Below are 25291 nucleotides of genomic sequence, written 5' to 3'. Positions count from 1 at the left end.
GATGCGCTTTGCCGTCCTCGCCGTTCTCGCCCTGACCCTCGCCGCGTGTGGCGGGATCGCCGGGAAGAGCCACTCCATCCTGCCGCCCCGCCTGATGGAGCAGGCCTCGGGCGTCGACCAGCTCCTCATCGCCGCGCACGCCGTCGACGAGGACGTCGTCTGGGCGTCCGGCGCGGGCGGGACGGTCATCAAAACGACCGACGGCGGGGCCACGTGGCAGGCCGTCCCGGTGACGACGCCGGGCGCCGACACGCTGCAGTTCCGCGATGTGGTCGCCCTCGACGCCACGACCGCGTGGGCGCTGTCGATCGGCAACGGGCCGTCGTCGCAGATCGCCAAGACGACCGACGGCGGCGCGTCGTGGCGGACGGTCTACCAAGCGAGCGAGGCCGACGCCTTCTACGACTGCCTGGGCATGTGGGACGCCCAGCGCGGCGTGGCCTACGGCGACTCGTACGACGGTCGCTTGCGCCTGCTCACGACCGCCGACGGCGGCGAAAGCTGGCGCCCGGTCCCCGCGAGTGCGCTTCCCGCACCGGCCGAGGGCGAGGGCGGGTTTGCCGCCTCCGGCACGTGCGTCGCCACGCGCGGGGCGGGCCGGGCGTGGATCGCGACCGGGAATGCCGACCCGTCCCGGATCCTGCGCACGACCGACGGCGGCGCGTCGTGGACGGCGGCCACGCTGCCCATCGTCGCGGGCGAGGCCGCGGGCGCCACCTCTGTCACCTTCCGCGACGACCGCACCGGCGTCGCCGTCGGCGGCGACCTCGCCGTACGCGACGACTTCCTCGACGCCGTCGCCATCACGTCCGACGGCGGGGCCACGTGGACGCTGGGCGGGGCGCTGCCCTTCCCGGGCGCCGCCTACGGCGCGGCCTACGTCCCCGGCAGCGACGCCTTGCTGGCTGTCGGCCCCGGCGGCGCTGGCCTGTCGCGCGACGACGGCCGGACCTGGGTGCTCGTCGACGACCGCACGTTTTGGGGCGTCGCCGCCGCGTCGCGCGAGGCGGTGTGGCTCGTCGGGCCCGACGGCCGGATCGTCCGAGTGCGGCTGTAACTCGGAGGCCGGGCGAGTACGTCAAGACGAGGAGTATCCTTGTGCTCCTTTGCCTGCACCGACCCATGGTGATGCGCCTGCTCGTTCTGCTCCTGATCTCTGCGCCCGTCTGGGCGCAGAGCCCGCCGTCCGAAGCAGCCCCCGAGGCCGTTGTCGACTGGATCCGCGCCCACGCGATCCCGCTCGACGGCGCCGACCCCTCGCTGCCCGACGCCGACCTCGACAAGCTGGCGCCCGTGTGGGGCGACGCCCGCGTGCTCGCGATCGGGGAGGGGACGCACGGCACGCGCGAGTTCTTTCAGTTCCGCGACCGCGTCGTCCGCTGGCTGGCGCGGCGGGGCGAGCTCGACGCCGTGCTGTGGGAGACCGCGCTGGCGCCCAGTCTGCCCCGCGAAGGGGCGCTCGTGGACCCCGACGTGCCGCTCGACGAGTCCATCGTGCTCCAGGGCGGCCTGTGGACGACTGAGGAGAACGTGGCCCTGCTGGCGGCGCTCCGCGAGCACAACCTCCGCGCGGACCGCCCCGCCCGGTTCGTCGGCGCCGACATGTCGGACCTGACGGGCGGGATCGGGATCGGGGCCGCCGCCGCGGCACGCGTGGGCGGGGACGCGGCGGCCGCGTACGAGGCGATGGCCCGGGCGTTCGGCGCTGATCCGGCCGAGACGTGCACGGACCGCCGGGCCTGCTTCGGGATGTGGGAGACGATGACGGCCGACCGGGCCCGCCAGTTTGCCGAGGCCGTCGAGTGGCTGGCCGACGCGCTCCACGCGGCCGGCGAGCCGTGGACCGTGACGGTCGCCACGCGGGCGCTGGGCGACCTCACGCGGCAGTTCCTCCCGTTCATCCTACAGTCGCCCTCAGCGCCTGGCACGACGCTGGGCGAGATGGAGGGCGGCTACCGGCAGGCCCGGCGCGACGCGCAGGCCGCCGCCGACACACTCGCGGCCGTGCTCGCCGAGCGCGACCCGGCGTTCTGGGCGGCAGCCGGCCCCATCGTCACCGCCATCCCCGGCGGCGACGAGGTCTACCGGGACTCGCTCGACCACGCCGGCCGGTTCGCCTGGGACGAGACCGCGCGCACCGTCCGGGCCCGACTGGCGACCGGCCGCTTCGGCGACGTGCCCGACCTCGTGGCCCACGCCGACGCGCTGACCCACTGGCTGGACCTCGTTCACGAATCGCTGCGCCGGGCGCCGACGCACATGGACTTCGACAACTACCGCGAGGTGGCGCTGGGCCGGAATGTGGCCGAGATCGCCGACGCCATCGGAGGCGACGGCCGCGTCGTCTTCGCCGCCCACAACATGCACGTCGGCTACAACCCGTCGATCACGCTGGCGCGGCGCTCGTCGGGGGCCTACGCGCGTGACGCGCTCGGCGATCGCTACCTCGCCATCGGGACGTTCTTCGGTCGGGGCAGCTTCCAGGCGGCCGACCAGCGTCGATTCCAGGAGGGCTGGGACGGGCCCGCGTGGCGCGCCTTCGAGGTCGAGCCCGCGCCGGGCTCATTCGAGGCCGCGCTCGCGGCGGCCGGCCTCGACGCCTTCGCCCTCGACCTCCGCCAGCTCCCCGACGCCGGCCCGGTCGCCGAGTGGTTCGCCACGGCGCGCCCCGTCCGCGACATCGGCAACTCGTTCCACCCGGACTCGCCGGAGCAGAACATGGAAGACCGCGTCGAGGCCGAGGGCTTCGACATCGTGGTGTTTTTCCAGACGGCCTCCCGCGCCGTCCCGACGCCGGCCGAGATCGAGCGGGGCAGCTACGACCTCTGCGCCGACTAAGCGCTACGCCAGCGCCTCTACCTCGGCCGCCAGCGTCTCCCAGCGCGCCATCAGCCCCTTGAGCTCCGCTTGCGCGGCCGCCAGCGCCTCCATCGTCGACTGGAACTCGGCGGGGCGGTTGTAGAGGTCCGGGTCGGCCATCTTGGCCTCCAGCGCCTCTGCCTCACGTTCCTTCTCCTCGACCGACTGCTCCAGCAACTCGAGCGCTCGGCCCGCGAGGTCCGCGCCCAGCTTTTTGGCCGGGGGGACTTTTCCGTCCTGCATCATGCGGTAGAGGGCGTTGCGGGCCTCGGCCTCGCGCCGCTTGTCCTCCTTCGACTTTTTCCCGCCCGCCGACTTTTTCGACGTGGACGGGCTCGCGGCCGGCTTCGGGGCCGGCGTCGACCGCTTGGCCGCGCCGTCACCGGAGGCGCCGAGGCGGGAGGCCGTGCCGTGCTCGCGCTGCCACTGGGCCTCGGAGTAGGTGCCCCGGTACGTCTGCACGCCCCCGTCCTCGACGTACCAGATCGCCTCGGCGACGGCGTCGATGAAGGCGCGGTCGTGGCTCACGAGCACGAACGTCCCGGTGTACTGGCGGAGCGCCTCGGCGAGCACGTTCTTTGAGACGATGTCGAGGTGGTTGGTTGGCTCGTCGAGCACCAACACGTTCGCCGGGCTCATCAGCGTCCGCGCCAGCGCCAGCCGCGAGCGCTCGCCGCCGGAGAGCACGGAGACGCTCTTCTCGACGTCGTCGCCGGTAAACAGGAACGCTCCCAGGATGCTGCGGAGCTCGGTCTCGGAGTGGCCGCGCGAGCGCTCGCGGAGCGACTGCAGGACGGTGTGCGACGGCTCCAGCGCCTCGGCCTGGTGCTGCGCGAAGTGCGCCATCTCGGCCCGGCGGTCCTGCTCGCGCTCGCCCTCGAAGGCTTCCGTCCCGAGCAGCATCCGCGCGAGCGTCGACTTGCCGGCGCCGTTCTTGCCGACGAGCGCCACCTTGTCGCCGCGCTCCAGCGCGAGGGGGCCGGCGGCGTCGAAGACTTTGGTGACGCCGCCTTCGGGCGCGGGGTACGATTTCGAGAACTGGCTCAGCTCAATCGCCTGGCGGCCCGACGGGGGCGGGTCCGGAAAGCGGAACCGCATGGCGCCGGCCTCGGGCGGCGGCGGCGGGATCCGCTCCAGCTTTTCGAGCGCCTTGATGCGGCTCTGCGCCTGCTTGGCCTTCGTGGCCTTGGCGCGGAACCGGGCGATAAAGCGCTCGGCCTCGGCGATCTCCTTCTGCTGGTTGTCGTAGCGCGCCTGCCAGTGGACCCGGCGCTCGACGCGCGCTTCGAGGTAGTGCTGGTAGTTGCCGGGGTACGAGTCGATCTGGCCCCGGATGAGGTCGGCCGTCGAGGTCGTCATCCGGTCCAAAAAGTACCGGTCGTGCGAGACCAAGACGACGGCGCCGGGGTACGTGGTGAGGTAGTTCTCGAGCCAGTCGATCGACTCGATGTCGAGGTGGTTCGTGGGCTCGTCGAGCAGCAGCACGTCGGGCTGGCCGAGCAGGAGCCGCGCGAGCGCGACGCGCATCCGCCAGCCGCCGGAGAACGTGCTCAGCGGGCGCTGCATCTCCTCGGCGGTAAACCCGAGCCCGGACAGGACGGAGGCCGCGCGCGACTCGGCCGTGTGCGACTCGCGCGTGACCAGCCGGTCCTGCACCTTCGAAAACCGCTCGACGAGCGAGAAGTAGTCGGCCGTCGTGTGGTCGGGGTGGTCCTCCATCGCCGTCGTCAGCTCGGCGGCCTCGGCCTCCAGCCGGATCACGTCGTCGAAGGCGTGGAGCGCCTCCTCGAGCGGGGAGATGGACAGGTCCTCTTCCTGGGTGTCCTGGCGCAGGAACCCGACCGACGCGCCGCCCTCGTAGACGACGTCGCCGGAGTCGATGGACTGCTCGCCCGCGATGACGCGCAAGAGGGTCGACTTGCCCGCGCCGTTGGGGCCGACGAGGCCGACGCGCTCGCCGCCGCGGACGGTCCACGAGAGGCCGTCGAACAGGACGCGCCCGCCGAAGGTGAGGTGGATATCGCGGAGGACGAGCATGGGCCGGGGGGAGTCGGCCGGGAAGCTAGCCCGCTGAGGAGGCCCGCCGGTCGAAGAACGGGCGGAACAGCGGCTCAAGCGGCGCTCGCCAGCCGCCGATACGGAGCGACACACTCCGGTACGGCGCTATGCTCCTCAACGTCCTGGGATTCGGCAACGGGCTGACGTACGTCGTAGGCGCATGCGCGTCCCTCGTGATGGCCGTGTACGTCTATCTATTCCTGAAGCCGATGCTGCGGAGCTTTTTCGGGAAGGACTCCGCGCTGGCTACGATGCGGGTGCAGCACCGCAGCGACACCGAGGACGAGCTGTCGCTCGAGCAACGGCTCAACGACGCCGTCGCCCCCCCGACGCGCTTCGACGACGAGCCCGAGCCGGACCCGTTCATCGTCGGCGGCTGAGGCCTGCTCGCGACGGACTACTCGGTACTCTCGGGCTCGCGGCGCCAGCGGGCGACCGCGTCGGCGGCGACGGCGTGGCCCCTCGCCGAAAAGTGGATCCCGTCGGACCAGAGGTACAGGCTCGCGGGGTCGCCGGGCACGGCGCGGAAGGCGGGGAGCAGGTCGAGCGTCGGGATGCCGAGCGCGCGCAAGCGGGGCGAGAGCACTCGTTGCGGCGTCGGGTCGCCGTCGGGGCGGAGCTGGGGCTCGTAGGGGGCGACGACAATCTCGAACGGGATGCCGCGCGCCGCGAGGGCGTCGCGGATGGCGCCGAGGTCGGCGAGCGCGCGCGAGATCGACGCCGAGTCGGGGAGGGGCGGGGGGGCCGCCAGCGGCTCGTAGAAGGCGCGGTCGTAGGCGAAGTAGCGGGCCGGGCGGTCGAGCGTGGCGTCCTTCGCCAGCCGGTACAGCCGCGAGCGCGCGTTGAGGGCGGTCTTGGCCTTGACCAGCCCGTCGCGCCACAGCGGCACGCTGCCGGGCGGGGAGGGGCGGCCGGTGTCGGCGTCGTTGAGGCACCACAGCAGCGTCACGCGAGCCGGCGCGAGCCCAGCCGCCAGCGCGGCATTGAGGCGACGGCGGTAGTCGGGCGTGCCCCAGCCGAGCACGGCCGCGTTCAAGATGCGCGTGGTGTCCTGCCGCGCCGCGAGCCGCCCGGCGACCGTCGAGTCGGCCGGGACGCCGACGCCGAAGGTGACCGAGTCGCCCAGCCAGAGCCACGTGCCCGCCGAGTCCGGGGCGCTGGCGTTGCCCGCGTACACGTGGAAGCCGTCCGCGTCTACGGCGACCGGGGCGCCGTTCGCGATCCCGCGGGCGCCGGGCCGCAAGCCGGTCGTCCGGCCCCGGGCGTCGACAAACGCCGAGTCGAGGAACAGGCCCGCGTCGGTGCCCGCCGGGCCGATGTCGGGGCGGAGGACCCGGACGGTCCCTTCGAGCAGCAGCAGCAGCGCGACGACGCCAGCCACGTTCGCCAGCACGACGAGCGCGGCCGTTCGGAGCGGGCGCCCAGCCGTGGGCTCGCCGGGAGACGGGCGGGGGGGCTCGGTCGTCATGCCTCGTGTGGGCGCGGAGGCCGACGGCCTGCGCACGCTCCCGCTAGTGCGCGTTCTCGTGGACGAACCCCTTGAAAATCGTCATCAGCACGATCTTAAAGTCTAGCCAGAGGCTCCAGTTCTGGATGTAAAACAGGTCGTACTCGATCCGCTTGGTCAGGCTCGTGTCGCCGCGCCAGCCGTGGACCTGCGCCCAGCCGGTGATGCCGGCCTTGGTCTTGTGGCGCAGCATGTAGCCCGGGATCTGGTGGCGGAACCCCTCGATCAGGGCCGGCCGCTCGGGGCGGGGCCCGACGACCGACATGTCGCCGCGGAGCACGTTCCAGAACTGGGGCAGCTCGTCGAGGCTGGTCCGCCGCAAAAAGGCGCCGACGCGCGTCGCGCGGCTCTCTCCCTTCGTCGACCAGACGGCGCCCGTGGCGGCCTCGGCGTCGACGGGCATGGAGCGGAACTTCAAGATGTCGAACGTCTGGCCACTGAGCCCCATGCGCTCCTGGCGGTACAGCACCGGGCCGGGCGACGAGAGCTTGACGGCGACGGCGATCGCCGCCAGCAGCGGCGACAGGAGCACGAGCGCCGCCAGCGAGAACCCGATATCGCCCAGGCGCTTGACGACCTGTCGGAAGTCGAGCGGCGCCTCGTCCATCAAGTGGATCACCGCGAGCCCGTCCACGTCGGAGACGCGGCTGTTGACGAGGTCGAGGCCGAACAGGTCGGGGACCAAACAGAGGTGCGCCGTGTGGAGCGCGCACGCCTCGGCAACGGACTGGATCTTGGACGCGGCCGACAGGGGGAGCGCGGCGTACACGAGGTCGACGCCCCGGCTGTCGAGCACCTCGCCGATGACGTCGACCGGCCCCAGGATCTCCGGCGGCGCTGTCTGCTCGGGATAGAACGGGTCCGGGGGCTCGGGGCGGACCTCTTCGCCCCGGTCGTCCAAGAAGCCGACGACCTCGAAGCCCATCCACGGGTAGTGACGGAAGGCGCGCGCCAGCCGCTGGCCCGCCTTGCCGGCGCCCACGATCAGCACGCGCCGGACGTTGCGCCCGCGCTGACGGCCCCGGCGGAGCACGGCGTAGATCGCCAGCCGCAAGCCCACCAGCAAGACGGACGCCAGCCCGGCGAACAGCATCACGTGGAGCCGCGAGAACGAGAACTCGCGGTAGAAGAACAGCGCGCCCAGCGAGACGACCAAGCCGAGCACCACGGCTCGCGCGACGGCATAGGCCACAAACGTCAGCCGCTGCGCGCGGCGCGTCCGGTAGAGCCCGGAGACCAGCAGCACGGCGCCCCACACGGCCAGCACGAAGGGCAGGAACGCGAGGTAGTTCGACAGCGGCACCCACTCGGGCGGCGTCATCGCCTCGAACCGGATCCACCACGCGGCCAGCCAGGCCGTCGCGATCAGGGCGAGGTCGGCGCCGAACAGGAGGCGCTGGAGCAGGAGGCTTCGTTCGCGGAGCATCGGTCCTGGATCTGCCAGGGGTTAGGCTAAACGGAGTCTCAAGCGATCAGGCGCGTCGGGGCGGGTCCGTCCACAAGATAGGGATCCGAATCGGACCGGGCGGCGGTCGATCTCAGGGTGCGGCCTGCTCGCGGATGGCGTCCGGCTCGTACACGTGCGTCCCCGATGGCCGCGCGGCGAGCACCGCGACGATGGCCGCCGCCACGTCGTCGGCCTCCGTCGGGTGGAGGGGCGCCAACGGTCCGCGCAAGACGGGCGCCAGCGCCCCGAGCACGACCTGCCCGATCCGCTCGCCGACGCGGACCTCGTCGCGGTCGCCCGCCAGCAGGGACGGGCGGAACAGGTGGACGCCCTCGAACCCGACCTGCCCGACGGCCGCCTCGGCCTCGCCTTTGACACGGTTGTAGAAGATCCGCGAGCCGGGGTCGGCGCCGAGTGCGCTCACGAGCGCGACCTGCGTCGCGCCCGCCGAGTGCGCCAGCTGGGCGGCTTCGAACGGGATCTCGAGGTCGACGCGACGGAAGGCGGCTTGCGACCCGGCGGTCTTGATCGTCGTGCCCAGGCAGCACACCAGGTCGTCGCAGGCGAACAGCTCGGCCTGCTCGTCGAGACGGTCGAAGTCGACGACGTGGTCCTCGTGGCTCGCCCCAGCCGTCGGGAGCGGGCGGCGACCCAGCGTGACGACGCGCGTCCAGCGGTCGTCGGCCGCCAGCCGGCGCAGGACGTGGCCGCCGACCAGGCCGGAGGCTCCGAGGATGAGGGCGGTACGGTCGGTCATGGGCTCGGGGGAAACGAAAAAACGGGAGCCGCCCGAAGGCGACTCCCGCTGGTGGGACGCCGCAGGACACCCGAAGGCTCCCTGCGGGACCGCTGGGTCGGGGCCTTACGGGACCAGGACCGTGTCGATGACGTGCGCGACGCCGTTCGAGGCGTACACATTCGCCTGCGTGACGGTCGCGCCGCCGACCATCACCATGCCGTCACGCTTGGTGACGCGGAGCTGGGCGCCGTTGACGGTCGTCAGCATCTGGCCGTCGCGGAGGTCGGCCGCGCTCAGGCGACCGGCGACGACGTGGTAGGTCAGCACGGCCTGGAGCTGGGCCTTGTTGGCGGGCTCCAAGAGGCTGTTCAGTGTCGCCGCCGGGACGGCGGCAAAGGCGGAGTTCGTGGGGGCGAAGACGGTGAAGGGGCCGGGGCCGGCGAGCGTCTCGACCAAGTCGGCGGCCTGGACGGCCGAGACGAGGGTCGTCAGGTTGGAGGCACGCGAGGCGTTGTCGGGGAGCGTGCGGCTGGGGAGCATCATCTCGCCGCCGACCATGACGCCAGCGGACGCGCCGCCTAGGTCGGCGTCGGCGTTCATCGAGGCGGAGGACATGCAGCCAGGGGCTGCGAGAAGGACGGCCGAGAGGGCCACGAGGGAGAGGAGGCGGGTCATATCCGAGGGGGAAGGGAAGAGGGCCCTTGCATTCCTCGTTGGCACAAGTGTTCGGCGATTGGCGGAGGCTGAGGGCCCCTCGTACACCGTTGTCAGGCATCGTCTGACGCTTTGCCTGGGAACCGCTGCCCCGGTCGCTAAAACGGTACGTCATCCTCGACCTCGTCGGGGTCCCGCTCGCGCACGACGAGCCGGACGCCAGCGGGGTCGAAGCCGAACAGGTCCTCCTCGGAGAACACGAGGCGGAACTGGGCCTCGGTCTCGAAGAACGGCGCGAACCGGGCCGCGAGCTGGTCGAGCCGGTCGAGATAGAACGCGGTGCTCTCGTCCGGGGCCTCGGGGTCCCACCGCGCGGCGGGCGTGGCCGTCTCGAAGACGCGGCCCCCGCCCTCGGCGATGTAGTACGAGACCCGGTCGCCGATGCGGGGCTCGCGGCCGGTCCGCTCGGCCTCCGCCGCGGCGACTTCATAGGCCGCCGACCGCGTCCGGTCGCCCGCGGCGACGGCGCGGCGGTAGTCCGCGAGCGAGGTCTTGAGCGTCTCGGTTCGGGAAAAGCTCTCGACGCCCTGCCAGTCGTGCGCCTCGATCTGGCGGCGGTGGCGGAGGTAGAGCGCGTGGAGCCCGGCCACGTCCTCCTCGACGAGCAGCCGGATCGTCTCGCGCACGAAGGCCCGCCCAAACCGCTCCGACGACCGGCTCACCAGGCTCGACCCCTTAAACTTGAGGTCGCCGTCGTAGGTCAGCAGCGCGTAGTTCTTCTTTTTGTACGACAGCATCCGCCGGAAGCGGCCGTCGAACCCGATCCGGATGCCCTCGGGCATCTGCTCGCTGAGCGCCGCCACGAACGCCCGCTCGGCCGCCTCGCCCTCGACCTCGGGCGGCGGCACGAACAGCACGCCGTCGGTGTCGACCTCGATGACCTTGGCCCCGGCCGCGCGCGCCAGCCGCATGATCTGCCGCAGCAGCTCCTGCCCCGTGGCGGCGACCCGGTCGGCCTCGGCGAAGTCGTTGAACAGGGCGTACCCGAAGCCCATGTTGCCGTAGAAGCTCTGGCCGCACCAGTTGAACCGGCCGTTCCGCCCCGCCAGCACGGTGTGGTGCTCGGCCACCGTGAGGCAGACGACGTTGCCGTCATACGGCACTTCCCGGCGGTGCTCGCCCTTGACGACTGACGCGAGCCCCTTGGGAACGCTCGCCGTGGGATTGTTGGCGGCAATCCGGTACGCACCGTCGTGCGACATCACGTAGGACCGGCGCCCGAGATGGAGCGACAACCGGACGAAGTCGTCGGCCAGTCGGCGGCTGACCGTCGTGTAGCGCTTCCCATGCGCATCGCCGTCCCCAGCCATGAGCGATTCGAACAGGACGGATAGGCGCTCGGCAGGGAGGCCGAAGACCCACGGGGGCAGGTGCTTCTCGTAGGAGCCTCGGCCGCACTCCGCCTCCAGCACCTCGTAGAACACGCGCGACGAAAAGCCGAAGCCGTTCTGGTCCTCGGCGTAGGCGATCCCCATCCGGTCCAGCAGTGCTCGGATCGCGTCGCGGCCTACGTCGCGCTTCTGGCAAAGCGTGATCCGGTACCCTTCGCCGCGCCGGTGGCCACTCGGGAAGGTCTGGGGCGTGCTCTTGTACAGCGTTCCCTCGCTGGCGAACCATCCGATAAACGCGAGCCAGTCGTCGAGGGCAAACGTTCCAGGCTGCCAACGGCCCTGTTGCCGGAGCTCCTTGATCCCGCGTGGTCCACGTTTGTACGTGATACCGTGCCGGTCACAGAGATCGTCGACCCGCACCAGGTCAGGGGCCTTCGCCGTCGACGGCAACGGTGCCAGAGGCGGGAGCTTGCGGCGGACCGAGTCGCGGAGAAGGTCGCCCGCCGTCTCCCATGCGTAGTCGGCGAAGGCGCCACCCGGGAGGAAGCGGGCGGTCAGGAAGCGGTGCTCGGGCGTGACCAGAAAGTCGACGTGCTGGTTCACGATCTCGACCATTGGCCCGGTGTACCGCTGCCGCATGGTGGCCTCGACGGGGCGGAGTGCAGGCACGAGCGAGACGGGGTCGATGGCGTACACGAGATCGCCCACCTGCACGTCGCCTACCTGCTTGGGCCCGTTCACCGTGAGCACCTCGGTGTCAGGAGCAAAGCAGTTGATCACGATTTTGTAGGCGCTCTGCCGGGCGTCGAGTTCGTCGCGGTCGTCGCCGGACGTGTCGCGCATGGCGTCCTTCGTCTCGAACCGCAGGTCGGTCAGCCGGCGGAGAAGGCGGGGGAAGAGGCCCAGCGCGTCGCCCTTGGGCTGCACGTCGTAGTTGAGCATGATCGATGGGTACAGGCTCTCGACGTCGGCGTAGACGACGGGCCCGACGACGCCGGTCACGAACACGTCGGTGTAGCCGCCGACGACCTGGCTGCCGAACTCGGCGCGGGGGAGCGCGTGGCGGGCGTGGAGGTAGCCGCGCACGAACAGGCTCTCGATCTTGGCCGCAGGCCCGGTCCGCGCGCCCTGGCCGTAGGACATCGGCACCATCTGGGTCAGGTAGAAGGTGCTCCCCGAGAGGTGGGCCGCCAGCCGCTCGGTCTCGGTCGCATCGTCGATGGCGTACTCCATGAGCCGCGTCGGGTCGGTGTCCCAGACCTCCGCGATCTCGTCGCCGGGCACGTACGTCCGGCCCTCGGGCGCGAACCCGAAGTACCGGGCGGCGCCCTTCAGCGTGTAGTTGGGCAGGTTGCGGCGCGTCACGTCGAACGCCATCAGCAGGTGGAGCGTGTCGATGACGTGGCGGCCGGCGATCTCGACGGCGTCGAACTCGAGTTGGCGCTCGGCAAAGCGCATCGACGAGGGGAACGACCGGGGCGTGCTCCCGTCGCGCCCGAGGTCGGCCGGGATGCCGTGCCGGCGGCAGCGTTCGAAGAGATAGGGCAAGTCGAAGCCAAAAATGTTATGCCCTTCGATCACGTCCGGGTCGCGCTCCTTCACCAGCGCGAGTGTCTCGCGGAGCACGTCCTCCTCGCTCATCCCCGGCGCGCCGACCAAGCGCTGCCAGCCGGTCGAGTCGCTCAGCGCAACGAGGATGATCCGGTGCTCGGGCGTCGTCGCTTGCGGGAAGCCGTCGCGGCTGTAGACCTCGAGGTCGAGCTGGAGGCGCCGGAGGTCCTCGAAGGCCATGCCCTTGAAGAGCGTCCGGCCGGTCTGCATGAGGTACTGCTGCTCCGGCCCACCGGGCGTGTAGACCTCGTCGGGCCGCGTCTTCTCCGACCCCGTCGCGCGCTGGACGTGGCGGAGCGCGTCGAAGTAGGCGCCCCGGTCGGGGAAGGCGACGGCAAAGCGGTAGTAGCCGGGCCCCGCGAGCTCCTGGAACTGGAACCGGTCGCGCGGGAAGCCCTTCAGCAGCTCGATGTCCGACAGGAAGACGAAGGGGTGGACGCGGACGTCCTCGGTCGTGACCTCCCCGCCGGAGCGGCGGTAGAGCCGCATGGTCGCCGGGCCGACCGGGTGGAGCGCGACGAGGCCCTCGGCCGGGTCGTGGCCGTAGAGGAGGGCGTCGTCCCCGCTGGCGCGGGGCGAGGGGTCGTCGGAAGGGTCGAAATCGGGCATCTCGGCCAGTGTACCCGGCACGAGCGACGACGCTCCGTCACCACCGCTCGGCGTCGGGAAGGCGGAACGTGACGGGCACCGCGAAGCGCAGACGGACGGGCGTGCCCCGCTGGCGCCCGGGCTCGAACCGCATCTGGCCGACGGCCTCGAGCGCCGCGAGCGACAGCCGGTCGTCGGGGGACCGCACGATCTGGTGATCGGAGGTCTGCCCATCGAGCTCAACGATAAACTGGACGACCACCCGGCCTTCGATGCGCTCGGCCCGCGCCGCTTCCGGGTACACGACGGCCGACTGGAGCGCGTCGATCCCGCCGATCAGCACGGGCTGAGTTTCGCTCCCGCAATCGAGCGTGTCGGTGTCGGCCGTCGGTCGAGGGGGCGGCGGCGGCGGGGCTTGCGCCAGCGCGTCGGCGGCGGTGAGGGCGAGGGCCGCCAGCAGGAGGGGCCGCATCGGACGAGCGGTGGTGCCCCCACCAGACGCCGGACACCCGACTTCGTTGCCCTGCCGCTATCGGAGCCGGAAGGTGACGGGCACGGCGAACTGAACCTTGACCGGCTGCCCGTCGAGAGAGCCGGGCACGAACTGGCTCTGGCGCACGGCCTCAATGGCGGCTGCGCTCAGCAGAGGATGGGGGGAGCGAACGGCCACTGGATCGAGGACGCCCCCTTGCTCGTCCACGACGAACTCAACGATCACCTGTCCCTGGATGCCGCCTCTCCGGGCGTCTACTGGATAGACGACTCGTCCTTGCAGGGCCGCGAGCCCTCCGATCAACTGCGGCTGAACCAGCCGGTCCAAGTCGTCGGAGGCCTCCGACGTTGTGGACAGCGCAGACGGCTCCGGGTCCGCCAGCCGGAACGTGATGGGGACGGCAAAGCGGACCTTGACGGGGAGGCCGTCCTGAGAGCCGGGCGTAAACCGCGAGCCGCGAACCGCCGCCAGCGCGGCGCGAGCGAGCACGGGCGCCGGCGACCGGAGCACGTCGGGGTCCACGACCCGGCCCTCTTCGTCGACGACGAACTCGATGACGACCTGGCCTTGGACGCCCTCGCGGCGGGCGGACTCGGGGTAGACCACACGGCGCTGGAGCGCCTCCATCCCGCCGATCAGCATCGGCTGCACCTCGGCAGCCTCGAGGATCTCGCCGTCGGCGACCGAGCGCGTCGGTGGCTCGGCCAGTTCGTCCATGGCGCCGCCGAGGGCCCCGAACATGGGCCGCATCGCCTCAACCATGCGGGGGAGTATGGCCGCCGTGGAGGCCCGCGCCGCCGTGTGGCTGACGTAGAGGCCGGCCTCGGATTCGTAGTACGCGGTCACGGCCCGGATGTCGTCGGGGTCGACCTCGGCGAGCACGACGCGGGAGATGCCCGTCATCATGGCCGCGATGGCATCCTCACCGCCGGCCGCCTGCCGGGACATCTCGGCGAACGCCTGGGGTCCACCGAGCGCGTCGATTTGCTCGCGGAGCGCGGGCGGGAACAGCTCGACCATTGCCGCCAGCACCATCGTCTGCACGTCTTCCGGCTGGTTGGCCGCCAGGATCGCGCGGCCGTAGCGGGCCGCCAGCGTCGAGTCCGCGAGTGGTCGGTCGCCGGGGTCCTGGGCGAGGGCGGTCAGCGCCATAGGGGCGAGGTCGGACACGTCGCTGGCGGCTGCCGTCAAGCGGGGCAGGACGGGGCCTTCGAGGAAGGCCGTCGCCTCGCGGAGCAGGTCCGGACGGACGTCGCGCAAGAGCTCGGCCCGGATCGAGTCGCGGAGGACGTCGAAGTCCATGTCGAAGATCTCGCCCAGCATCGCGGCGGCGTCGGGGGACGGCGCCGTGGCGGCGACCTGCTCGCGCATCCGGTCGAGCTGCGTCCGGACCTCGGTAAAGTCGTTGGCCGCGATGAAGCGGTCGACGAGGGCGGAGTCGGCGGGGGAGGGTTGGGCGCTGGCGGCGGTCGCCAGCAGGAGGCCCAAGAGAAATGTGCGCACGGATCTGGAGTCGGGAGCTCGGGCGAACCTACGGCGCCAGCTCTCGCGCGACGGTGATGTGGTAGACGGGCTGGAGCCGCTCGCGGACGACGACGAGCACGCCCTCGTCTTCAAGGTCGATCAGGGCGCGGCCGAGGAGCGCCGTCAGGCGCGACGGGTACTCGACGGCGAGCCGGTTGAGGTCGGCGATCTGCTCGCGGACGAGGGCGGCCTCCACCATTTCGCGCATGAAGCCCGGCACGCGGTCGTCGATCGGCGGCGGGGGCGGGAGCGCGTCGGGCGCGGGGGAGTAGCGCGTCGGGTTGTACGTGATGTCGTACGTCGTGCCGTACTCGTGACTGGAGTGCCCGGCGGCGGCGTTGACGTTGCCGCCCCGCAGCGCGGCCTGGTCGGCGGCGGACCGCCAGACGGACGAGACGGAAAAGCGGAACGGCGGGAGCCCCTTGGTCGCCAGCCGGTCGCGGAACCGGGCGGCGACGCTGTCGAGCGACGCGGCGGCGCTGGGCGTGAGCACAGGGACAGAGTACTCGCCGGGCAGGACGGCGTAGAGCGAGTCGTTGAGGATCGACACGGCGCCGACGGCCATGCGCAGGCTGTCGAGCTCGGCGCGCGACGCGGGCGGCCCGGCGCCGAGCGACTCCGCCAGCGCGACGTGGCGCGCATTGCGCGAGCGCCGCAGCAGCGCAACCTCGTCGTCGGTCAGCAGGGGGATCGAGCTGAATGCGGCCTCGGCTTGGGCCACGAACCGCGCCTGGTGCGCGTAGGTCGCCTCGACGCCCGCGTTCGTCCGCACGCCCATGATGGCGAGGGCGGGGACGGCGACCACGATAAAGAGCGCGAGCCAGCGCCAGCCGCGCCGCAAGCGGGGCGTCGGCCGGGAGGCGTCGGGGGCCGACTCGGACGGCGGCGGCGGCGCCGGCTCGGCGGGCGTCGAGGCGGGTGGCACTGCGGGCGGGGCGCTGGCACCCGGCGTGGCCGGCGGCTGAGGGTCGATGGCGGACGCGCCGTCGCCGGGCGGGGGGACGAGCGGAAGGAAGGGGGGGAGCGGAGCGTCGGACACGGAGAGGGGAGACGTCTGAGGAGATCGGTGCGGGGACGTATGGGCAGCAGAGCGCGCGGATCCCGCCGCACGCGGTCTCAGGCGGGCCGCTACTCGCCGTCGATGGTGACGTGGAAGACGGGCTGTTCGTTTTCCAGGAGCACGAGCAGTTCGCCCCCGTCCTGCATCTCGCCGAGCACGCGCGCGAGGGCCCCGAACAGGCGGTCGTCGTAGGTGCCCGCGAGGTCATGCGCCCAGCGCGTCGCCAGCCGCTGGGCCGTCGCATGCGCGGGGTCGACGAAGGGCACGTCGAGCGTGTCGGCGGCGGTCGGCCACCCGGCGAAGCGGGTGTAGACGATGTCGGCGGAGGCGCCGTATTCGTGGCTGGAGGTGCCCGAGGTGGCGTTCCGGTTGCTCTGGCCGAGCGCGCGCTGGAGGTCGGAGGTGCGCAAGGCGGAGGAGACCGTAAAGCGATACGGCGGCAGGCCGGCATCCGCGAGCCGGGCCTGGAACCGGCGCCCGACCTCGAGCAACCGGTCGCGCAGGGCCGGCACCACGAACGGTTTCGAGTGCTCTAGCACCCGGACCACGTAGACCTCGTTGTCGACGAGCGGCACCAGCCGGCCGGCCCCAAGGTGCCGCGCCAGCTCGGCCTCGGACGAGAATGGCTCGACGCCGAGGGAGTCGGCCATCTCCAGGTGGTCGGCATACGAGCGCGTGCGGGGGCGGCGCAGGCGGTTCTCTTCCTCGGAGGTCGTCTCGCGGAGCTGCTCGAACCGGCCGCGCAGGCGCGAGATGTGGGAGGCCAGCGAGTCGACGGCGGGGGCGTCGCCCGCGGTGGGCGGCGCGAGGGGGACGGGCGGTGGGGGCGTGTGTAGGACCCATCCGATGGCGACCCCGAGCACGAGCGCGGCGGCGGAGAAGAGGGCGGCTCTCATCGGACCACCTCGAACACGCCGCACCCGATCACATCGCCCGCCGCACCGTCGGGGCTGGCGGCGTCGTCGGGTGCGGCCCGGACCACGACCGCGCGGCCGACCGCAGACCCAGTGCCGTCGAGCGGCAGCACGGGGTCGACGCGGTCGTAGCGCCCCCGCCTCCCGTCGCCGCGGATGTTGCCCAGGTCGCCGGCGTGGCGGAGCCCGGGCGGCGAGTAAATCCCCCCGTGAGGCGCGCCCGTCTCGGCGCCGAGGTGGATCCCCGGGTCTCCGTCGCAACCGCGCGCGCGGAGCACCTGGACCGCGTGGAAGCCTTGCGGCGACAGGCCCGAGAGTTCCGCCAGCACCCGGACGCCGCCGGGCACGCGCGTGAGCGCGATCGTCCCGCTCGCATCGCCCCGCCCGACGGGCTCGATGGTGGCCCGCGCTTGGCGCACGCCCTGCACGTCGAGCTCGAACGCGGGCGCGACGGTCGAATCGGCGAGCGAGTCGGCCGCCGCGAGCACCGGGGCGGGAGCGGGGGGCGCCGGGTCGCACGCCGCGATCGCGAGCCCAAACAGGGCGGCCGAGGTGAGCAGAGGGCGTGTCGGCGGCATGTGTGCAGAACGGGGGCACAGCCCGCCGTGTTCTGTCCGGGCTAGCTTCCTGCGTGCCTTTCGCGTCCACCCGTCTCGTCGCCGACCGCTTGTCGATGCGCTTTGGTCCGCGCCGTCTGTTCGACGACCTCACGGTCATCGTCGAGCCCGGCGCCCCGCTCGCGGTGACGGGCGCGAACGGGGCCGGCAAGTCGACGCTGCTGCTGCTGTTCGCGGGCCTGCTGGCGCCGACAGCCGGCGCGAGCGAGCTGTGGGTGGGCGGCGCTCGCGTCGAGGCCCGCGACGTGCCGCGGACGGTCGGCTACCTCGCCCCGGCGCTCAACGTCTACGACGCGCTGACGGCGCGGGAGACGCTGGCGTTTCTCGCCCGCGCTCGCGGCCTCGACCATGCCGCCGCTCGCGTCGATGCCACGCTCGACCGCGTCGGGCTGGCAGGCCGGGCCGACGAGCCCGTCGCGGCGTTCTCGACCGGGATGCGCCAGCGGCTCCGCGTGGCGACGGCGCTCGTCCACGACCCGCCCGTCCTGCTGATGGACGAGCCCGGCGCCACGCTCGACGCCGCCGGCCGCGACCTCGTCGCCAGCCTGGTGGCCGACGACGCGCACATCGTAGTGCTGGCGACGAACGACCCGACGGAGGCGGGGCTGTGTGCCCGCCGCATGGCGTTGGGCTGAGGGCCGGGGGCGGGAGGCGTTGCTGAACTTGATTCCCGCAAGCGATTGTCCCTCAGTCATATGGGTGCCCGTCTTGCCCCTTGCCCCTGATCACGCCATCGCCAGCGCGGCCACGTCCACCGTCGCCCCGGCGTCGATCAGCGGCCGGGCGGCTGCCGCCAGCGTGGCGCCCGTCGTCAACACGTCGTCGACGATGAGAATGCGTTGGCCGGAGACGTCGGCGCCGGGGGAGAGGGCGAAGGCGCCCGCGACGTTGCGGTGGCGCTCGGCGGCGGAGAGCGTGGTCTGTGCTCGCGTCGGCCGGGTCCGCGCGACCAGCCGGGCGGACGGGACGCCGAGTCGGTCCGCGGCGCCATCCGCGAGCGAGGCCGACTGGTTGTAGCCGCGCTCGAGCTGGCGCACGCGGGACAGGGGGACGGGCACGACCCCGTCGGGCGCGCACCCGGCGCGAGCGGCGGCGGCCCCCAACATCGCGCCGAGCGCCAGCCCCAGCGACGGCCGCCCGCCATACTTCAGCGCGTGCTGCACCCGGCGGACCGTCCCGCCCCGGTCGAACCCCCACAGCGCCACGGCCCGGTCGACGGGCGCGTGCGCCAGCCGGTCGGCGACGGCCTCGGGATCGGCGCGGGGGAGTCGGCGGAGGCACGACGGGCACAGCGCGTCGGCCGCGTCCGCCAGCCGGGTCTCGCACCCGAGACACAGCGCGGGGTACGCCAGTGCCGACAGCCCCCGCCCGAGCCCGCGTACCGCGTCGGAGAGGCGCAGACCGGGAGTGAAACGGGGCACGGCGTCGGGGCGGGCGTAAGGGGAATATCTTGGCCGGCTCCCCATCTTCCAAACGCCCCCCTTTCCCGATGCCCGAACGCCGTGGGATGATCATCAAGAACGTGTCCGACGCCCCGCTCGACCTTCGCCTCGACACCCGGACGCTGGAGATGACCGCCGGGCAGGAGATCCCCGTCACCGCCGTCGAGGTCCGCGACACGCGCCTCCGGCAGGCGCTGCAGGTCCGCTCTATCGCCATCGTCCGCCCGACGACCGACGCCGAGGCGCTGGCCCTCGACGCAGAACTGGGCGACGGGTGACGAGTGATGGGTGACGGATCCGCCTCCGCACGACGCCGAGACGAGCATCCTCGCGCTCTGCCCGTTCCCTGTTCCCCGTCCCCCATTCCCACGAGCCGAGCGAGCCCCCTATGAACGTCCTCGCCTTGGAGCCGTGGTTCGGCGGGTCGCACCGCCAGTTCCTCGACGGGCTCGCCGCGCACAGCACGCACGACCTCCGCGCCGTCACGATGGCGGCGCGGTACTGGAAGTGGCGAATGCAGGGCGGCGCGGTGACGCTGGCGGAAAAGGCACGCGAGACGTGCGCCGACGGCTGGCGCCCCGACGTGATCGTGGCGTCGGACATGGTAAACTTGCCCGCCTTCCTCGCGCTCAGCCGCGACTGGCTGGCGGACGTGCCGGTGGTCGTGTACTTCCACGAGAACCAGCTGACGTACCCGCTCCGCGAGGGGAGGGAGCGGGACTACACGTACGCGACGGTCAACTACCTCTCGGCGCTGGCGGCCGACCGCGTCGTGTTCAACAGCCAGTTCCACCTCGACGAGTTTTTCGGCGCGCTCCCGGACCTCCTCCGCCGGTTCCCGGACTACACGCACGTCGGCGCGCTGCCCGGCTTGCGGGCCAAGAGCGGCGTGCTCCGGCTCGGGCTCGACCTGGCCGGCCTCGACGCGGCCCGTCCGGCCGCCGAGGCGCGCAAGGCTCGCGAGCCCGGCCCGCCGGTGATCCTGTGGAACCACCGCTGGGAGTACGACAAGGACCCCGAGGCCTTCTTCCGCGTGATGAACCGGCTCGACGACGCGGGCGAGCGGTTCCGCTTAGTGCTCGCGGGCAAAACGTTCGCCGAGCAGCCGCCGGCCTTCGAGACCGGCTTCCGCCGCTACGCTGACCGTGTGCTCCACTACGGCTTTGCCGAATCGTTCCAGGACTACGCGGCACTCTTGTGGCGCTCCGACATCGTCGTGTCGACGTCCGTCCACGAGTTTTTCGGCGTCTCGATGCTGGAGGCCATCCACTGCGGCTGCCACCCGCTGCTGCCGAACCGGCTGACGTACCCGGAGCTGATTCCGGAGCGGTTGCACAGCCCGCTTCTCCACGCGCCCGTCCTCTACGAGACCGAGAACGACCTCTTCGAGATGCTGCGCGCGATGCTGCGGGGCCAGTCTCACCGGCTGCCGGTCGAGGTCTTGCGCGAGATCCCCGCCGACCTGGCGTGGCGCGTCAAGGCCCCCCGCTTCGACGCGCTGTTTGAGGAGGAGGCCGGGACGCGGTAGGATGCGTTATTGGTCGCCGCCGAGGAGGTCACCGAGCAGCCCGCCGGCCGCGAGCCCCCCGATGGCGCCGAGCGCGCCCGAGCCCCCTCGGTTGGTCTCGCCCTTATTGGCGTACATCCGGCTGGCGGCCACGATTCGGTCCGCGAGGCGAGAGAACGGCAGGCTCTGGAGGAAGACCAGCCCGGGGCCCTCGACGCGTGCCAGGAACAGCCCCTCCCCGCCGAAGAGCGCGTTCTTGAACCCGCCCTGGAACTCGATGTCGTAGTCGACCGACTCGGCAAAGGCGACCAGGCAGCCGGTGTCGACGCGGAGCACCTCGCCCGCCGCGAGGTCGCGCTCGATGACCGTCCCGCCCGCGTGGCAGAACGCGAGCCCGTCGCCGGTGAGCCGTTGCAGGATGAAGCCTTCGCCGCCGAACAGCCCGGCGCCCATTTTCTTGGTGAACGCGACCTCGATCTCGATGCCCGAGGCGGCACACAGGAACGTGTCCTTCTGGCACAGGAACGAGCCGCCCTGCTCGCCTAGGTCGAGGGGGACCACCTTGCCGGGATAGGGCGCGCTGAAGGCGGCCTTCGCGACGCCGCGGCCGTCGTTGGTGAACGAGGTGATGAAGAAGCTCTCGCCTGCGATCCGGCGCTTGAGCCCCTTCATGAACCCCCCGCCGGTGCCGGTGTCCATCGTCACGTCGGCGTCCATGTAGAGCATGGCGCCCGCTTCGGCGCGGACGGTCTCGCCGGGGTCGAGGGCGATTTCGACGATCTGGAGGTCGTCGCCGATCAGGCGGTAGTCGATGTCGTGGACGGCCATGGCAGCAGGAGGAGGGTCTTCCCAATCCTACGGCAAGCCGTCTGAACGACGGTCACGACCGCTGGTCTCGGCGACGTGCCTTCGGCGCCGTGCGCGTCGGCCGCGAGGCCCGGCGCGGGTCGGTGGGGCGGGCCTCCGGCGAGAGCGTCGCCAGCGTACGAACGCAGGCCGAGTAGCGGGCCCAGGCGTTTGCGTCGCCCGCGAGCCAGTCGGCACGGGCGGCGTCGCGAGCGGCGGAGAGGGGCATGTGCATGGCCTCGGAGGGCGGGTTCACAGGGCCTTCGACAAAGGCCGCACCACGCTGCCCATTCTGGGCTGGCGGGATGGAGAGGCCGGCCCCTCCGTGAATGATGGGTCGTTTGGGAACGCTGGCGTGTCGCGGCGCCCCGTGATCCGGTGGGCGGGGCGCGCTCCGGGCGGATCCGTTGGGCGGGGGCGTCGGTACGTCTCCCATGCCCGACTCGCCCGACCCCACTCTCGTCGCCGCCATCGCCGCTCGCGCGGACGACGTCCGCCAGCGAATCGCCGCCGCCGCCGACCGCGCGGGCCGCGACGCGGGCGAGGTGACCCTCGTCGCCGTTTCCAAAACGCGCCCCATCGAGACCGTCCGCGCGGCGGTCGCGGCGGGCTTGCGGGACTTGGGGGAGAACCGGGTCGGGGAGCTGGTCGACAAGTCGGACGTGCTGCCGGGCGGGGCGGAAGGGGGAGAGGTGCGGTGGCACCTGATCGGCTCGCTCCAGCGCAACAAGGCGCGCGACGCCGCCGCTCGCGCCGACCTCTTCCACGCCCTCGACAGCGTCCGGCTGGCCGACGCCCTCGACCGGAAGGCGGCCGAGGCGGGCCGAGTGCTGCCCGTCCTCGTGCAGGTCAACATCTCGGACGAGGACGCCAAGCACGGCGTCGCCCCGTCGGACACGCACGCCCTGCTGGCGGAGGTGGCTAGGCGCGAGCACCTGCGGCCGGTGGGCCTGATGGGCATGGCCGCCATGGCCGAGGATGCCGCCGACCTCGACCGCGTCGTCCGGCCCGCGTTCGCCCGCCTGCGCGCGCTCTTCGAGGCTTCGCCGACCCCGCTCTCGGTGCTGTCGATGGGGATGAGTGGCGACTTCGAGGTGGCCGTGGAGGAGGGGGCGACGCACATCCGTGTGGGCACGGCCCTCTTTGGGCCCCGCTAGCGCCGTCGTGGCGGCCAGTCGCTCTTCTCTCTAACCAGCGATGGGGCCTGCTCCCGGTCGCCGTAGTTTGCGCACATGCTCGTCCCCCTCCTCGCCGTCGTTGGAGCGCTCACCGCCGCTCTCGCCGGGCTCGCCATCCGATTGTTCTGGATCCGCGCGCTCGTCGAGGCCGCGCGGGGCCGCGCCGACGCCGCCGAGGCCCGGGTCTCTGCCGCCGTCGACGCGCTCCACGCCTCGATGGTGCCCCCGCCCGCGCCCGCTCGGCCCGAGGCCGAGCGCCGCCGCCCCCGTCGCCCTCGTCGCGCCGCGACCCCCGACCGGCCATGAATCTCTCGCCCCTCGACGTCCGCCGCAAGCAGTTCGACAAGGCCTTCCGTGGCTACGATCCCACAGAGGTCGATCTCTTCCTCAAGCAGGTCGCCGATGGCCTGGAGTCCGCCCGCGACGATGCCCGCCGTGCTGAGGACCGGGTCCGTGAACTGGAAAGCAAGCTGACGCACTACGAACGCGTGGAGTTGGCGCTGCAGGAAGCGCTGGAGTCCGCGCGCGAGACGGCAAAGCGGAGCGAGGCGTCCGCTCAGGAGAAGGCCCGCCTCGTGGTGGCCGACGCCGAGCTCCGGGCCGAGAAAATCCTGCACGACGCCGAGCGCGAGCGCCACGGGCTCCGGCAAGACATCGTCCGGCTCAACAGCCGCCAGTCCGAAGTGGCCGCTCGGCTGCGGGGCTTCCTGCTTTCCGAGCTGGAGGTGCTGGCGCAGTTCCAGGGCGACGACCCCGTCGGCTTCCTCAAGCTCCAGTCGGCCGCGCCCGCCGGGGCGTTGCCCTCGCCGCAGGCCCGGCTGGAGGCGCCCATCGACCCGCCCGCCGGCACCACCTCGGACCGGCCCCAGGCGACGGAGGCGTACGACGAGCCTCCGACGTACCCGGAGTCCCAGCTCTACGAGGCGCCCTCGGCGTACCCGGAGCCGGACGCCGAGGGCGGCGCTGACTATTCGGAGCCGGTCGAGAGCGAGCCCGCGCCACGCCCGGCGCCCCTCGCCGCGCCGCTCGCTCCGGAGCCGGTCGCCAGCGAGCCCGAGCCGACGCCCGCCGAGCCGCCCGCTCCCGCTTCCGCCCCGCCGGCCGACCCACGTCCAACCGGCGCGTACGCTCCGGCCGAGGAGGCCCCCCGCGGTCCCACTCTGCCCCCCGCCGTCACCGGTGGCTGGGATCTCCGCTCGCTGGTCACCGGCGAAGAGCGCTCCGTGGCCGCCTCCGACGAGGAGCGCGAGCGGATCAAGCGCATCCTGGACGATCTGGACTGATCCGACGGGAGGTCCAGCGCTAGGCTCCAAGAATCACGGATCGCTCACCCCTCGCTTGCTCGCGTGTGCGATTCTGCCGGGGCCCTGCCACTACCCCCATGACTCCCGACATCGACACCGCTCTCGCCCAGGTCCGCGACGCCGCCGATGCCATCCGCCAACGGGCCGGAGGCAAGGCCCGCGTCGGCATCATTCTGGGCACCGGGCTCGGCAAGCTGGCCGAAGAGATCGAGGCGCGCGAGTCGATCCCCTACGGCGAGATCCCGAACTTCCCGCTGTCGACGGTCGAGAGCCACGAGGGGCGGCTGATCGCCGGTACGCTGCGGGGCGTCGAGGTGCTGGCGATGCAGGGCCGGTTCCACCTCTACGAGGGCTACTCGGCGTGGCAGGCTACGCTGCCGGTCCGCGTGATGGCCGAGCTGGGCGTCGAGGCGCTGCTGATCTCGAACGCGGCGGGCGGCATGAACCCGCTGTACCGGCGCGGCGACCTGATGCTGACGACCGACCACATCAACCTGCAGGGCGTCAACCCGCTGACCGGCCCGAACGTGGACGCCTGGGGCCCGCGCTTTCCCGACATGTCGGAGCCCTACGACCGCGAGCTGCGCGACGTGGCCGAGGCGGCGGCGCTGGAGCGCGGCGTGGCGCTCCAGCAGGGCGTCTACGTGGCCGTGGTGGGGCCGAATCTGGAGACCCGCGCTGAGTATCGGTTCCTGCGCCAGATCGGTGCGGACGTGGTGGGCATGAGCACCGTCCCCGAGGTCATCGTGGCCCGCCACCACGGCTTGCGCTGCCTCGCCATCTCCGTCATCACCGACGAGTGCTTCCCCGACTCGCTCGAAGCGGTCAACATCGCCGACATCCTGGAAGCCGCCGCCGGCGCCGAGCCCACGCTGACGGCGCTGATGGGCGACGTGGTGGCCTCGCTGGCGTGAGGCGGCTCGCCTCGGCGCTCGCGCTGGCCGTGCTCGCGATCGGGTGCGGCGGGGCACCCGTCCAGCCGGCCCCCACGAGCCGCGCGCAAGCGCCGACCTCGACCGTCACCGTCACCACGAGCGACGGCGTCACGGTTTTCGGCGAGGTCTATGACGGCGGGCTGCCGCGCTCGGCCCCGCTCGTGCTGCTGTTCCATCAAGCGGGATCCAGCGGGCGCGGCGAGTACGGGCCGCTGATCGGGTGGCTCAACGGGCTCGGGCTCCGCGCCGTCGCCTGGGACCAGCGCTCGGGCGGTGACACGCACGGGGTCGGCAACCGGACGGTCGAGGCGCTCCCGGCCGGGACGCCCGCCGCGTTCTGCGACGCCGCTCCAGATCTTGAGGCCGCCTTCGACTGGGCGACCGAGGATGGCGCCGAGCGCGTCGTCGTGTGGGGCAGCTCGTACTCCGCCGCGCTCGCGGTCCGGCTCGCGGCCGACCGGCCCGTCGCGGGCGTCGTCGCCGCGTCGCCAGCCTCGGGCGGGCCGATGGCGGACTGCCGCGCGCGCGACCGGATCGGCGACGTCGAGGCGCCCGTGCTCGTGCTCCGCCCCGCGTCGGAGATGGGGCTGGCGTAGGCGCGAGAGCAGCGCGAGGTC

General features: G+C 72.3%; 25 protein-coding genes. 11 read left to right on the top strand and 14 right to left on the bottom strand.

Going from position 1 to position 25291, the window contains the following annotated elements; all coding sequences use genetic code 11:
- Position 1: 1 nt before the first annotated feature.
- Both ACLII4_RS15115 and ACLII4_RS15110 read left to right on the top strand, forming a co-directional pair.
- Positions 2 to 1057 (top strand): WD40/YVTN/BNR-like repeat-containing protein, encoded by a 1056-nt coding sequence (locus ACLII4_RS15115; protein WP_412068234.1) that lies wholly within the window; start codon positions 2 to 4, stop codon positions 1055 to 1057.
- Positions 1058 to 1128: 71 nt separating this feature from the next.
- Positions 1129 to 2838 carry an erythromycin esterase family protein gene (locus ACLII4_RS15110; RefSeq protein WP_412068233.1) on the top strand — a complete coding sequence of 570 codons (1710 nt, stop codon included), beginning with the start codon at positions 1129 to 1131 and terminating at the stop codon, positions 2836 to 2838.
- Positions 2839 to 2841: 3 nt separating this feature from the next.
- Here the strand turns inward: ACLII4_RS15110 and ACLII4_RS15105 are convergent, their stop codons facing one another.
- Positions 2842 to 4896, bottom strand: a complete 2055-nt coding sequence (locus tag ACLII4_RS15105) for an ABC-F family ATP-binding cassette domain-containing protein (protein WP_412068232.1) — start codon at positions 4894 to 4896, stop codon at positions 2842 to 2844.
- A gap of 128 nt (positions 4897 to 5024) precedes the next feature.
- Here ACLII4_RS15105 and ACLII4_RS15100 point away from each other — a divergent pair, with 128 nt between their 5' ends.
- Positions 5025 to 5297 (top strand): hypothetical protein, encoded by a 273-nt coding sequence (locus tag ACLII4_RS15100; protein ID WP_412068231.1) that lies wholly within the window; start codon positions 5025 to 5027, stop codon positions 5295 to 5297.
- A 17-nt stretch (positions 5298 to 5314) separates the two neighbouring features.
- Here ACLII4_RS15100 and ACLII4_RS15095 read toward each other — a convergent pair whose 3' ends face one another.
- The 10 genes from ACLII4_RS15095 to ACLII4_RS15050 form a co-directional block, all read right to left on the bottom strand.
- Entirely contained in the window at positions 5315 to 6385 is a 1071-nt protein-coding gene (locus ACLII4_RS15095) for an SGNH/GDSL hydrolase family protein (protein WP_412068230.1), read from the bottom strand.
- 43 nt (positions 6386 to 6428) lie between these two features.
- Positions 6429 to 7850: an undecaprenyl-phosphate glucose phosphotransferase gene (locus ACLII4_RS15090; protein WP_412068229.1), complete on the bottom strand. Its 1422-nt coding sequence runs from the start codon at positions 7848 to 7850 to the stop codon at positions 6429 to 6431.
- A 112-nt stretch (positions 7851 to 7962) separates the two neighbouring features.
- The gene (locus ACLII4_RS15085; RefSeq protein ID WP_412068228.1) at positions 7963 to 8628 is read right to left on the bottom strand and encodes an NAD-dependent epimerase/dehydratase family protein; all 666 of its coding nucleotides are present in this window, start codon (positions 8626 to 8628) and stop codon (positions 7963 to 7965) included.
- Positions 8629 to 8733: 105 nt separating this feature from the next.
- Positions 8734 to 9285, bottom strand: a complete 552-nt coding sequence (locus ACLII4_RS15080) for a fasciclin domain-containing protein (protein WP_412068227.1) — start codon at positions 9283 to 9285, stop codon at positions 8734 to 8736.
- Positions 9286 to 9422: 137 nt separating this feature from the next.
- Positions 9423 to 12875 (bottom strand): DNA polymerase domain-containing protein, encoded by a 3453-nt coding sequence (locus ACLII4_RS15075; protein WP_412068226.1) that lies wholly within the window; start codon positions 12873 to 12875, stop codon positions 9423 to 9425.
- A gap of 37 nt (positions 12876 to 12912) precedes the next feature.
- Positions 12913 to 13326 carry an energy transducer TonB gene (locus ACLII4_RS15070; protein WP_412068225.1) on the bottom strand — a complete coding sequence of 138 codons (414 nt, stop codon included), beginning with the start codon at positions 13324 to 13326 and terminating at the stop codon, positions 12913 to 12915.
- A 57-nt stretch (positions 13327 to 13383) separates the two neighbouring features.
- On the bottom strand, positions 13384 to 14850 hold the full coding sequence (locus ACLII4_RS15065; protein ID WP_412068224.1) for a TonB family protein: 1467 nt from the start codon (positions 14848 to 14850) through the stop codon (positions 13384 to 13386).
- A gap of 28 nt (positions 14851 to 14878) precedes the next feature.
- Positions 14879 to 15910 carry a DUF5715 family protein gene (locus tag ACLII4_RS15060; protein ID WP_412068223.1) on the bottom strand — a complete coding sequence of 344 codons (1032 nt, stop codon included), beginning with the start codon at positions 15908 to 15910 and terminating at the stop codon, positions 14879 to 14881.
- 89 nt (positions 15911 to 15999) lie between these two features.
- Entirely contained in the window at positions 16000 to 16827 is an 828-nt protein-coding gene (locus ACLII4_RS15055; RefSeq protein ID WP_412068222.1) for a DUF5715 family protein, read from the bottom strand.
- Entirely contained in the window at positions 16824 to 17423 is a 600-nt protein-coding gene (locus ACLII4_RS15050) for a superoxide dismutase family protein (protein ID WP_412068221.1), read from the bottom strand. The genes ACLII4_RS15055 and ACLII4_RS15050 overlap by 4 nt, the downstream gene beginning before the upstream one ends.
- A gap of 53 nt (positions 17424 to 17476) precedes the next feature.
- Here ACLII4_RS15050 and ACLII4_RS15045 point away from each other — a divergent pair, with 53 nt between their 5' ends.
- Positions 17477 to 18097, top strand: a complete 621-nt coding sequence (locus tag ACLII4_RS15045) for an ATP-binding cassette domain-containing protein (RefSeq protein WP_412068220.1) — start codon at positions 17477 to 17479, stop codon at positions 18095 to 18097.
- 90 nt (positions 18098 to 18187) lie between these two features.
- Here the strand turns inward: ACLII4_RS15045 and ACLII4_RS15040 are convergent, their stop codons facing one another.
- A complete protein-coding gene (locus ACLII4_RS15040; RefSeq protein WP_412068219.1) occupies positions 18188 to 18883 on the bottom strand; it encodes a ComF family protein in 696 nt (231 codons plus the stop codon).
- A gap of 68 nt (positions 18884 to 18951) precedes the next feature.
- Here ACLII4_RS15040 and ACLII4_RS15035 point away from each other — a divergent pair, with 68 nt between their 5' ends.
- Together ACLII4_RS15035 and ACLII4_RS15030 are read left to right on the top strand one after the other, a co-directional pair.
- Positions 18952 to 19182, top strand: a complete 231-nt coding sequence (locus ACLII4_RS15035) for a hypothetical protein (protein WP_412068218.1) — start codon at positions 18952 to 18954, stop codon at positions 19180 to 19182.
- Between the two features lie 110 nt (positions 19183 to 19292).
- Positions 19293 to 20432, top strand: coding sequence for a DUF3524 domain-containing protein (locus ACLII4_RS15030; RefSeq protein WP_412068217.1), 1140 nt, complete (start codon positions 19293 to 19295; stop codon positions 20430 to 20432).
- Between the two features lie 6 nt (positions 20433 to 20438).
- On the opposite strand, the gene ACLII4_RS15025 is transcribed toward ACLII4_RS15030, so the two are convergent.
- Both ACLII4_RS15025 and ACLII4_RS15020 read right to left on the bottom strand, forming a co-directional pair.
- The gene (locus tag ACLII4_RS15025; RefSeq protein ID WP_412068216.1) at positions 20439 to 21239 is read right to left on the bottom strand and encodes a TIGR00266 family protein; all 801 of its coding nucleotides are present in this window, start codon (positions 21237 to 21239) and stop codon (positions 20439 to 20441) included.
- Positions 21240 to 21291: 52 nt separating this feature from the next.
- Positions 21292 to 21486 (bottom strand): hypothetical protein, encoded by a 195-nt coding sequence (locus ACLII4_RS15020; protein WP_412068215.1) that lies wholly within the window; start codon positions 21484 to 21486, stop codon positions 21292 to 21294.
- 205 nt (positions 21487 to 21691) lie between these two features.
- Between ACLII4_RS15020 and ACLII4_RS15015 the strand changes: the two genes are divergently transcribed.
- The 5 genes from ACLII4_RS15015 (at position 21692) to ACLII4_RS14995 (ending at position 25270) form a co-directional block, all read left to right on the top strand.
- Positions 21692 to 22414, top strand: a complete 723-nt coding sequence (locus ACLII4_RS15015) for a YggS family pyridoxal phosphate-dependent enzyme (RefSeq protein ID WP_412068214.1) — start codon at positions 21692 to 21694, stop codon at positions 22412 to 22414.
- A gap of 75 nt (positions 22415 to 22489) precedes the next feature.
- Positions 22490 to 22741 (top strand): hypothetical protein, encoded by a 252-nt coding sequence (locus ACLII4_RS15010; protein ID WP_412068213.1) that lies wholly within the window; start codon positions 22490 to 22492, stop codon positions 22739 to 22741.
- Positions 22738 to 23718, top strand: a complete 981-nt coding sequence (locus ACLII4_RS15005) for a DivIVA domain-containing protein (RefSeq protein WP_412068212.1) — start codon at positions 22738 to 22740, stop codon at positions 23716 to 23718. Before ACLII4_RS15010 ends, ACLII4_RS15005 begins: the two co-directional genes overlap by 4 nt.
- 98 nt (positions 23719 to 23816) lie before the next feature.
- On the top strand, positions 23817 to 24653 hold the full coding sequence (locus ACLII4_RS15000; RefSeq protein WP_412068211.1) for a purine-nucleoside phosphorylase: 837 nt from the start codon (positions 23817 to 23819) through the stop codon (positions 24651 to 24653).
- A complete protein-coding gene (locus ACLII4_RS14995) occupies positions 24650 to 25270 on the top strand; it encodes an alpha/beta hydrolase (protein WP_412068210.1) in 621 nt (206 codons plus the stop codon). Before ACLII4_RS15000 ends, ACLII4_RS14995 begins: the two co-directional genes overlap by 4 nt.
- Positions 25271 to 25291 lie beyond the last annotated feature (21 nt).

It is taken from the genome of Rubrivirga aquatilis, from assembly GCF_046845665.1.
In the GTDB taxonomy this organism is placed as follows: domain Bacteria; phylum Bacteroidota; class Rhodothermia; order Rhodothermales; family Rubricoccaceae; genus Rubrivirga.
The sequence above is the reverse complement of the archived record's forward strand: the minus strand, read 5'-3'. Positions and strand labels throughout refer to the sequence as shown.

Bases quoted from the DNA above. Each gene is read 5' to 3' on its own strand.
- ACLII4_RS15085 (WP_412068228.1), bottom strand. From the start codon at position 8,628: ATGACCGACCGTACCGCCCTCATCCTCGGAGCCTCCGGCCTGGTCGGC.
- ACLII4_RS15030 (WP_412068217.1), top strand. From the start codon at position 19,293: ATGAACGTCCTCGCCTTGGAGCCGTGGTTCGGCGGGTCGCACCGCCAG.
- ACLII4_RS15075 (WP_412068226.1), bottom strand. From the start codon at position 12,875: ATGCCCGATTTCGACCCTTCCGACGACCCCTCGCCCCGCGCCAGCGGG.
- ACLII4_RS15020 (WP_412068215.1), bottom strand. From the start codon at position 21,486: ATGCCCCTCTCCGCCGCTCGCGACGCCGCCCGTGCCGACTGGCTCGCG.
- ACLII4_RS15005 (WP_412068212.1), top strand. From the start codon at position 22,738: ATGAATCTCTCGCCCCTCGACGTCCGCCGCAAGCAGTTCGACAAGGCC.
- ACLII4_RS15100 (WP_412068231.1), top strand. From the start codon at position 5,025: ATGCTCCTCAACGTCCTGGGATTCGGCAACGGGCTGACGTACGTCGTA.
- ACLII4_RS15015 (WP_412068214.1), top strand. From the start codon at position 21,692: ATGCCCGACTCGCCCGACCCCACTCTCGTCGCCGCCATCGCCGCTCGC.
- ACLII4_RS15095 (WP_412068230.1), bottom strand. From the start codon at position 6,385: ATGACGACCGAGCCCCCCCGCCCGTCTCCCGGCGAGCCCACGGCTGGG.
- ACLII4_RS15105 (WP_412068232.1), bottom strand. From the start codon at position 4,896: ATGCTCGTCCTCCGCGATATCCACCTCACCTTCGGCGGGCGCGTCCTG.
- ACLII4_RS15110 (WP_412068233.1), top strand. From the start codon at position 1,129: ATGCGCCTGCTCGTTCTGCTCCTGATCTCTGCGCCCGTCTGGGCGCAG.
- ACLII4_RS15050 (WP_412068221.1), bottom strand. From the start codon at position 17,423: ATGCCGCCGACACGCCCTCTGCTCACCTCGGCCGCCCTGTTTGGGCTC.
- ACLII4_RS15055 (WP_412068222.1), bottom strand. From the start codon at position 16,827: ATGAGAGCCGCCCTCTTCTCCGCCGCCGCGCTCGTGCTCGGGGTCGCC.
- ACLII4_RS15090 (WP_412068229.1), bottom strand. From the start codon at position 7,850: ATGCTCCGCGAACGAAGCCTCCTGCTCCAGCGCCTCCTGTTCGGCGCC.
- ACLII4_RS15035 (WP_412068218.1), top strand. From the start codon at position 18,952: ATGCCCGAACGCCGTGGGATGATCATCAAGAACGTGTCCGACGCCCCG.
- ACLII4_RS15025 (WP_412068216.1), bottom strand. From the start codon at position 21,239: ATGGCCGTCCACGACATCGACTACCGCCTGATCGGCGACGACCTCCAG.
- ACLII4_RS15115 (WP_412068234.1), top strand. From the start codon at position 2: ATGCGCTTTGCCGTCCTCGCCGTTCTCGCCCTGACCCTCGCCGCGTGT.
- ACLII4_RS15080 (WP_412068227.1), bottom strand. From the start codon at position 9,285: ATGACCCGCCTCCTCTCCCTCGTGGCCCTCTCGGCCGTCCTTCTCGCA.
- ACLII4_RS15010 (WP_412068213.1), top strand. From the start codon at position 22,490: ATGCTCGTCCCCCTCCTCGCCGTCGTTGGAGCGCTCACCGCCGCTCTC.
- ACLII4_RS15000 (WP_412068211.1), top strand. From the start codon at position 23,817: ATGACTCCCGACATCGACACCGCTCTCGCCCAGGTCCGCGACGCCGCC.
- ACLII4_RS15070 (WP_412068225.1), bottom strand. From the start codon at position 13,326: ATGCGGCCCCTCCTGCTGGCGGCCCTCGCCCTCACCGCCGCCGACGCG.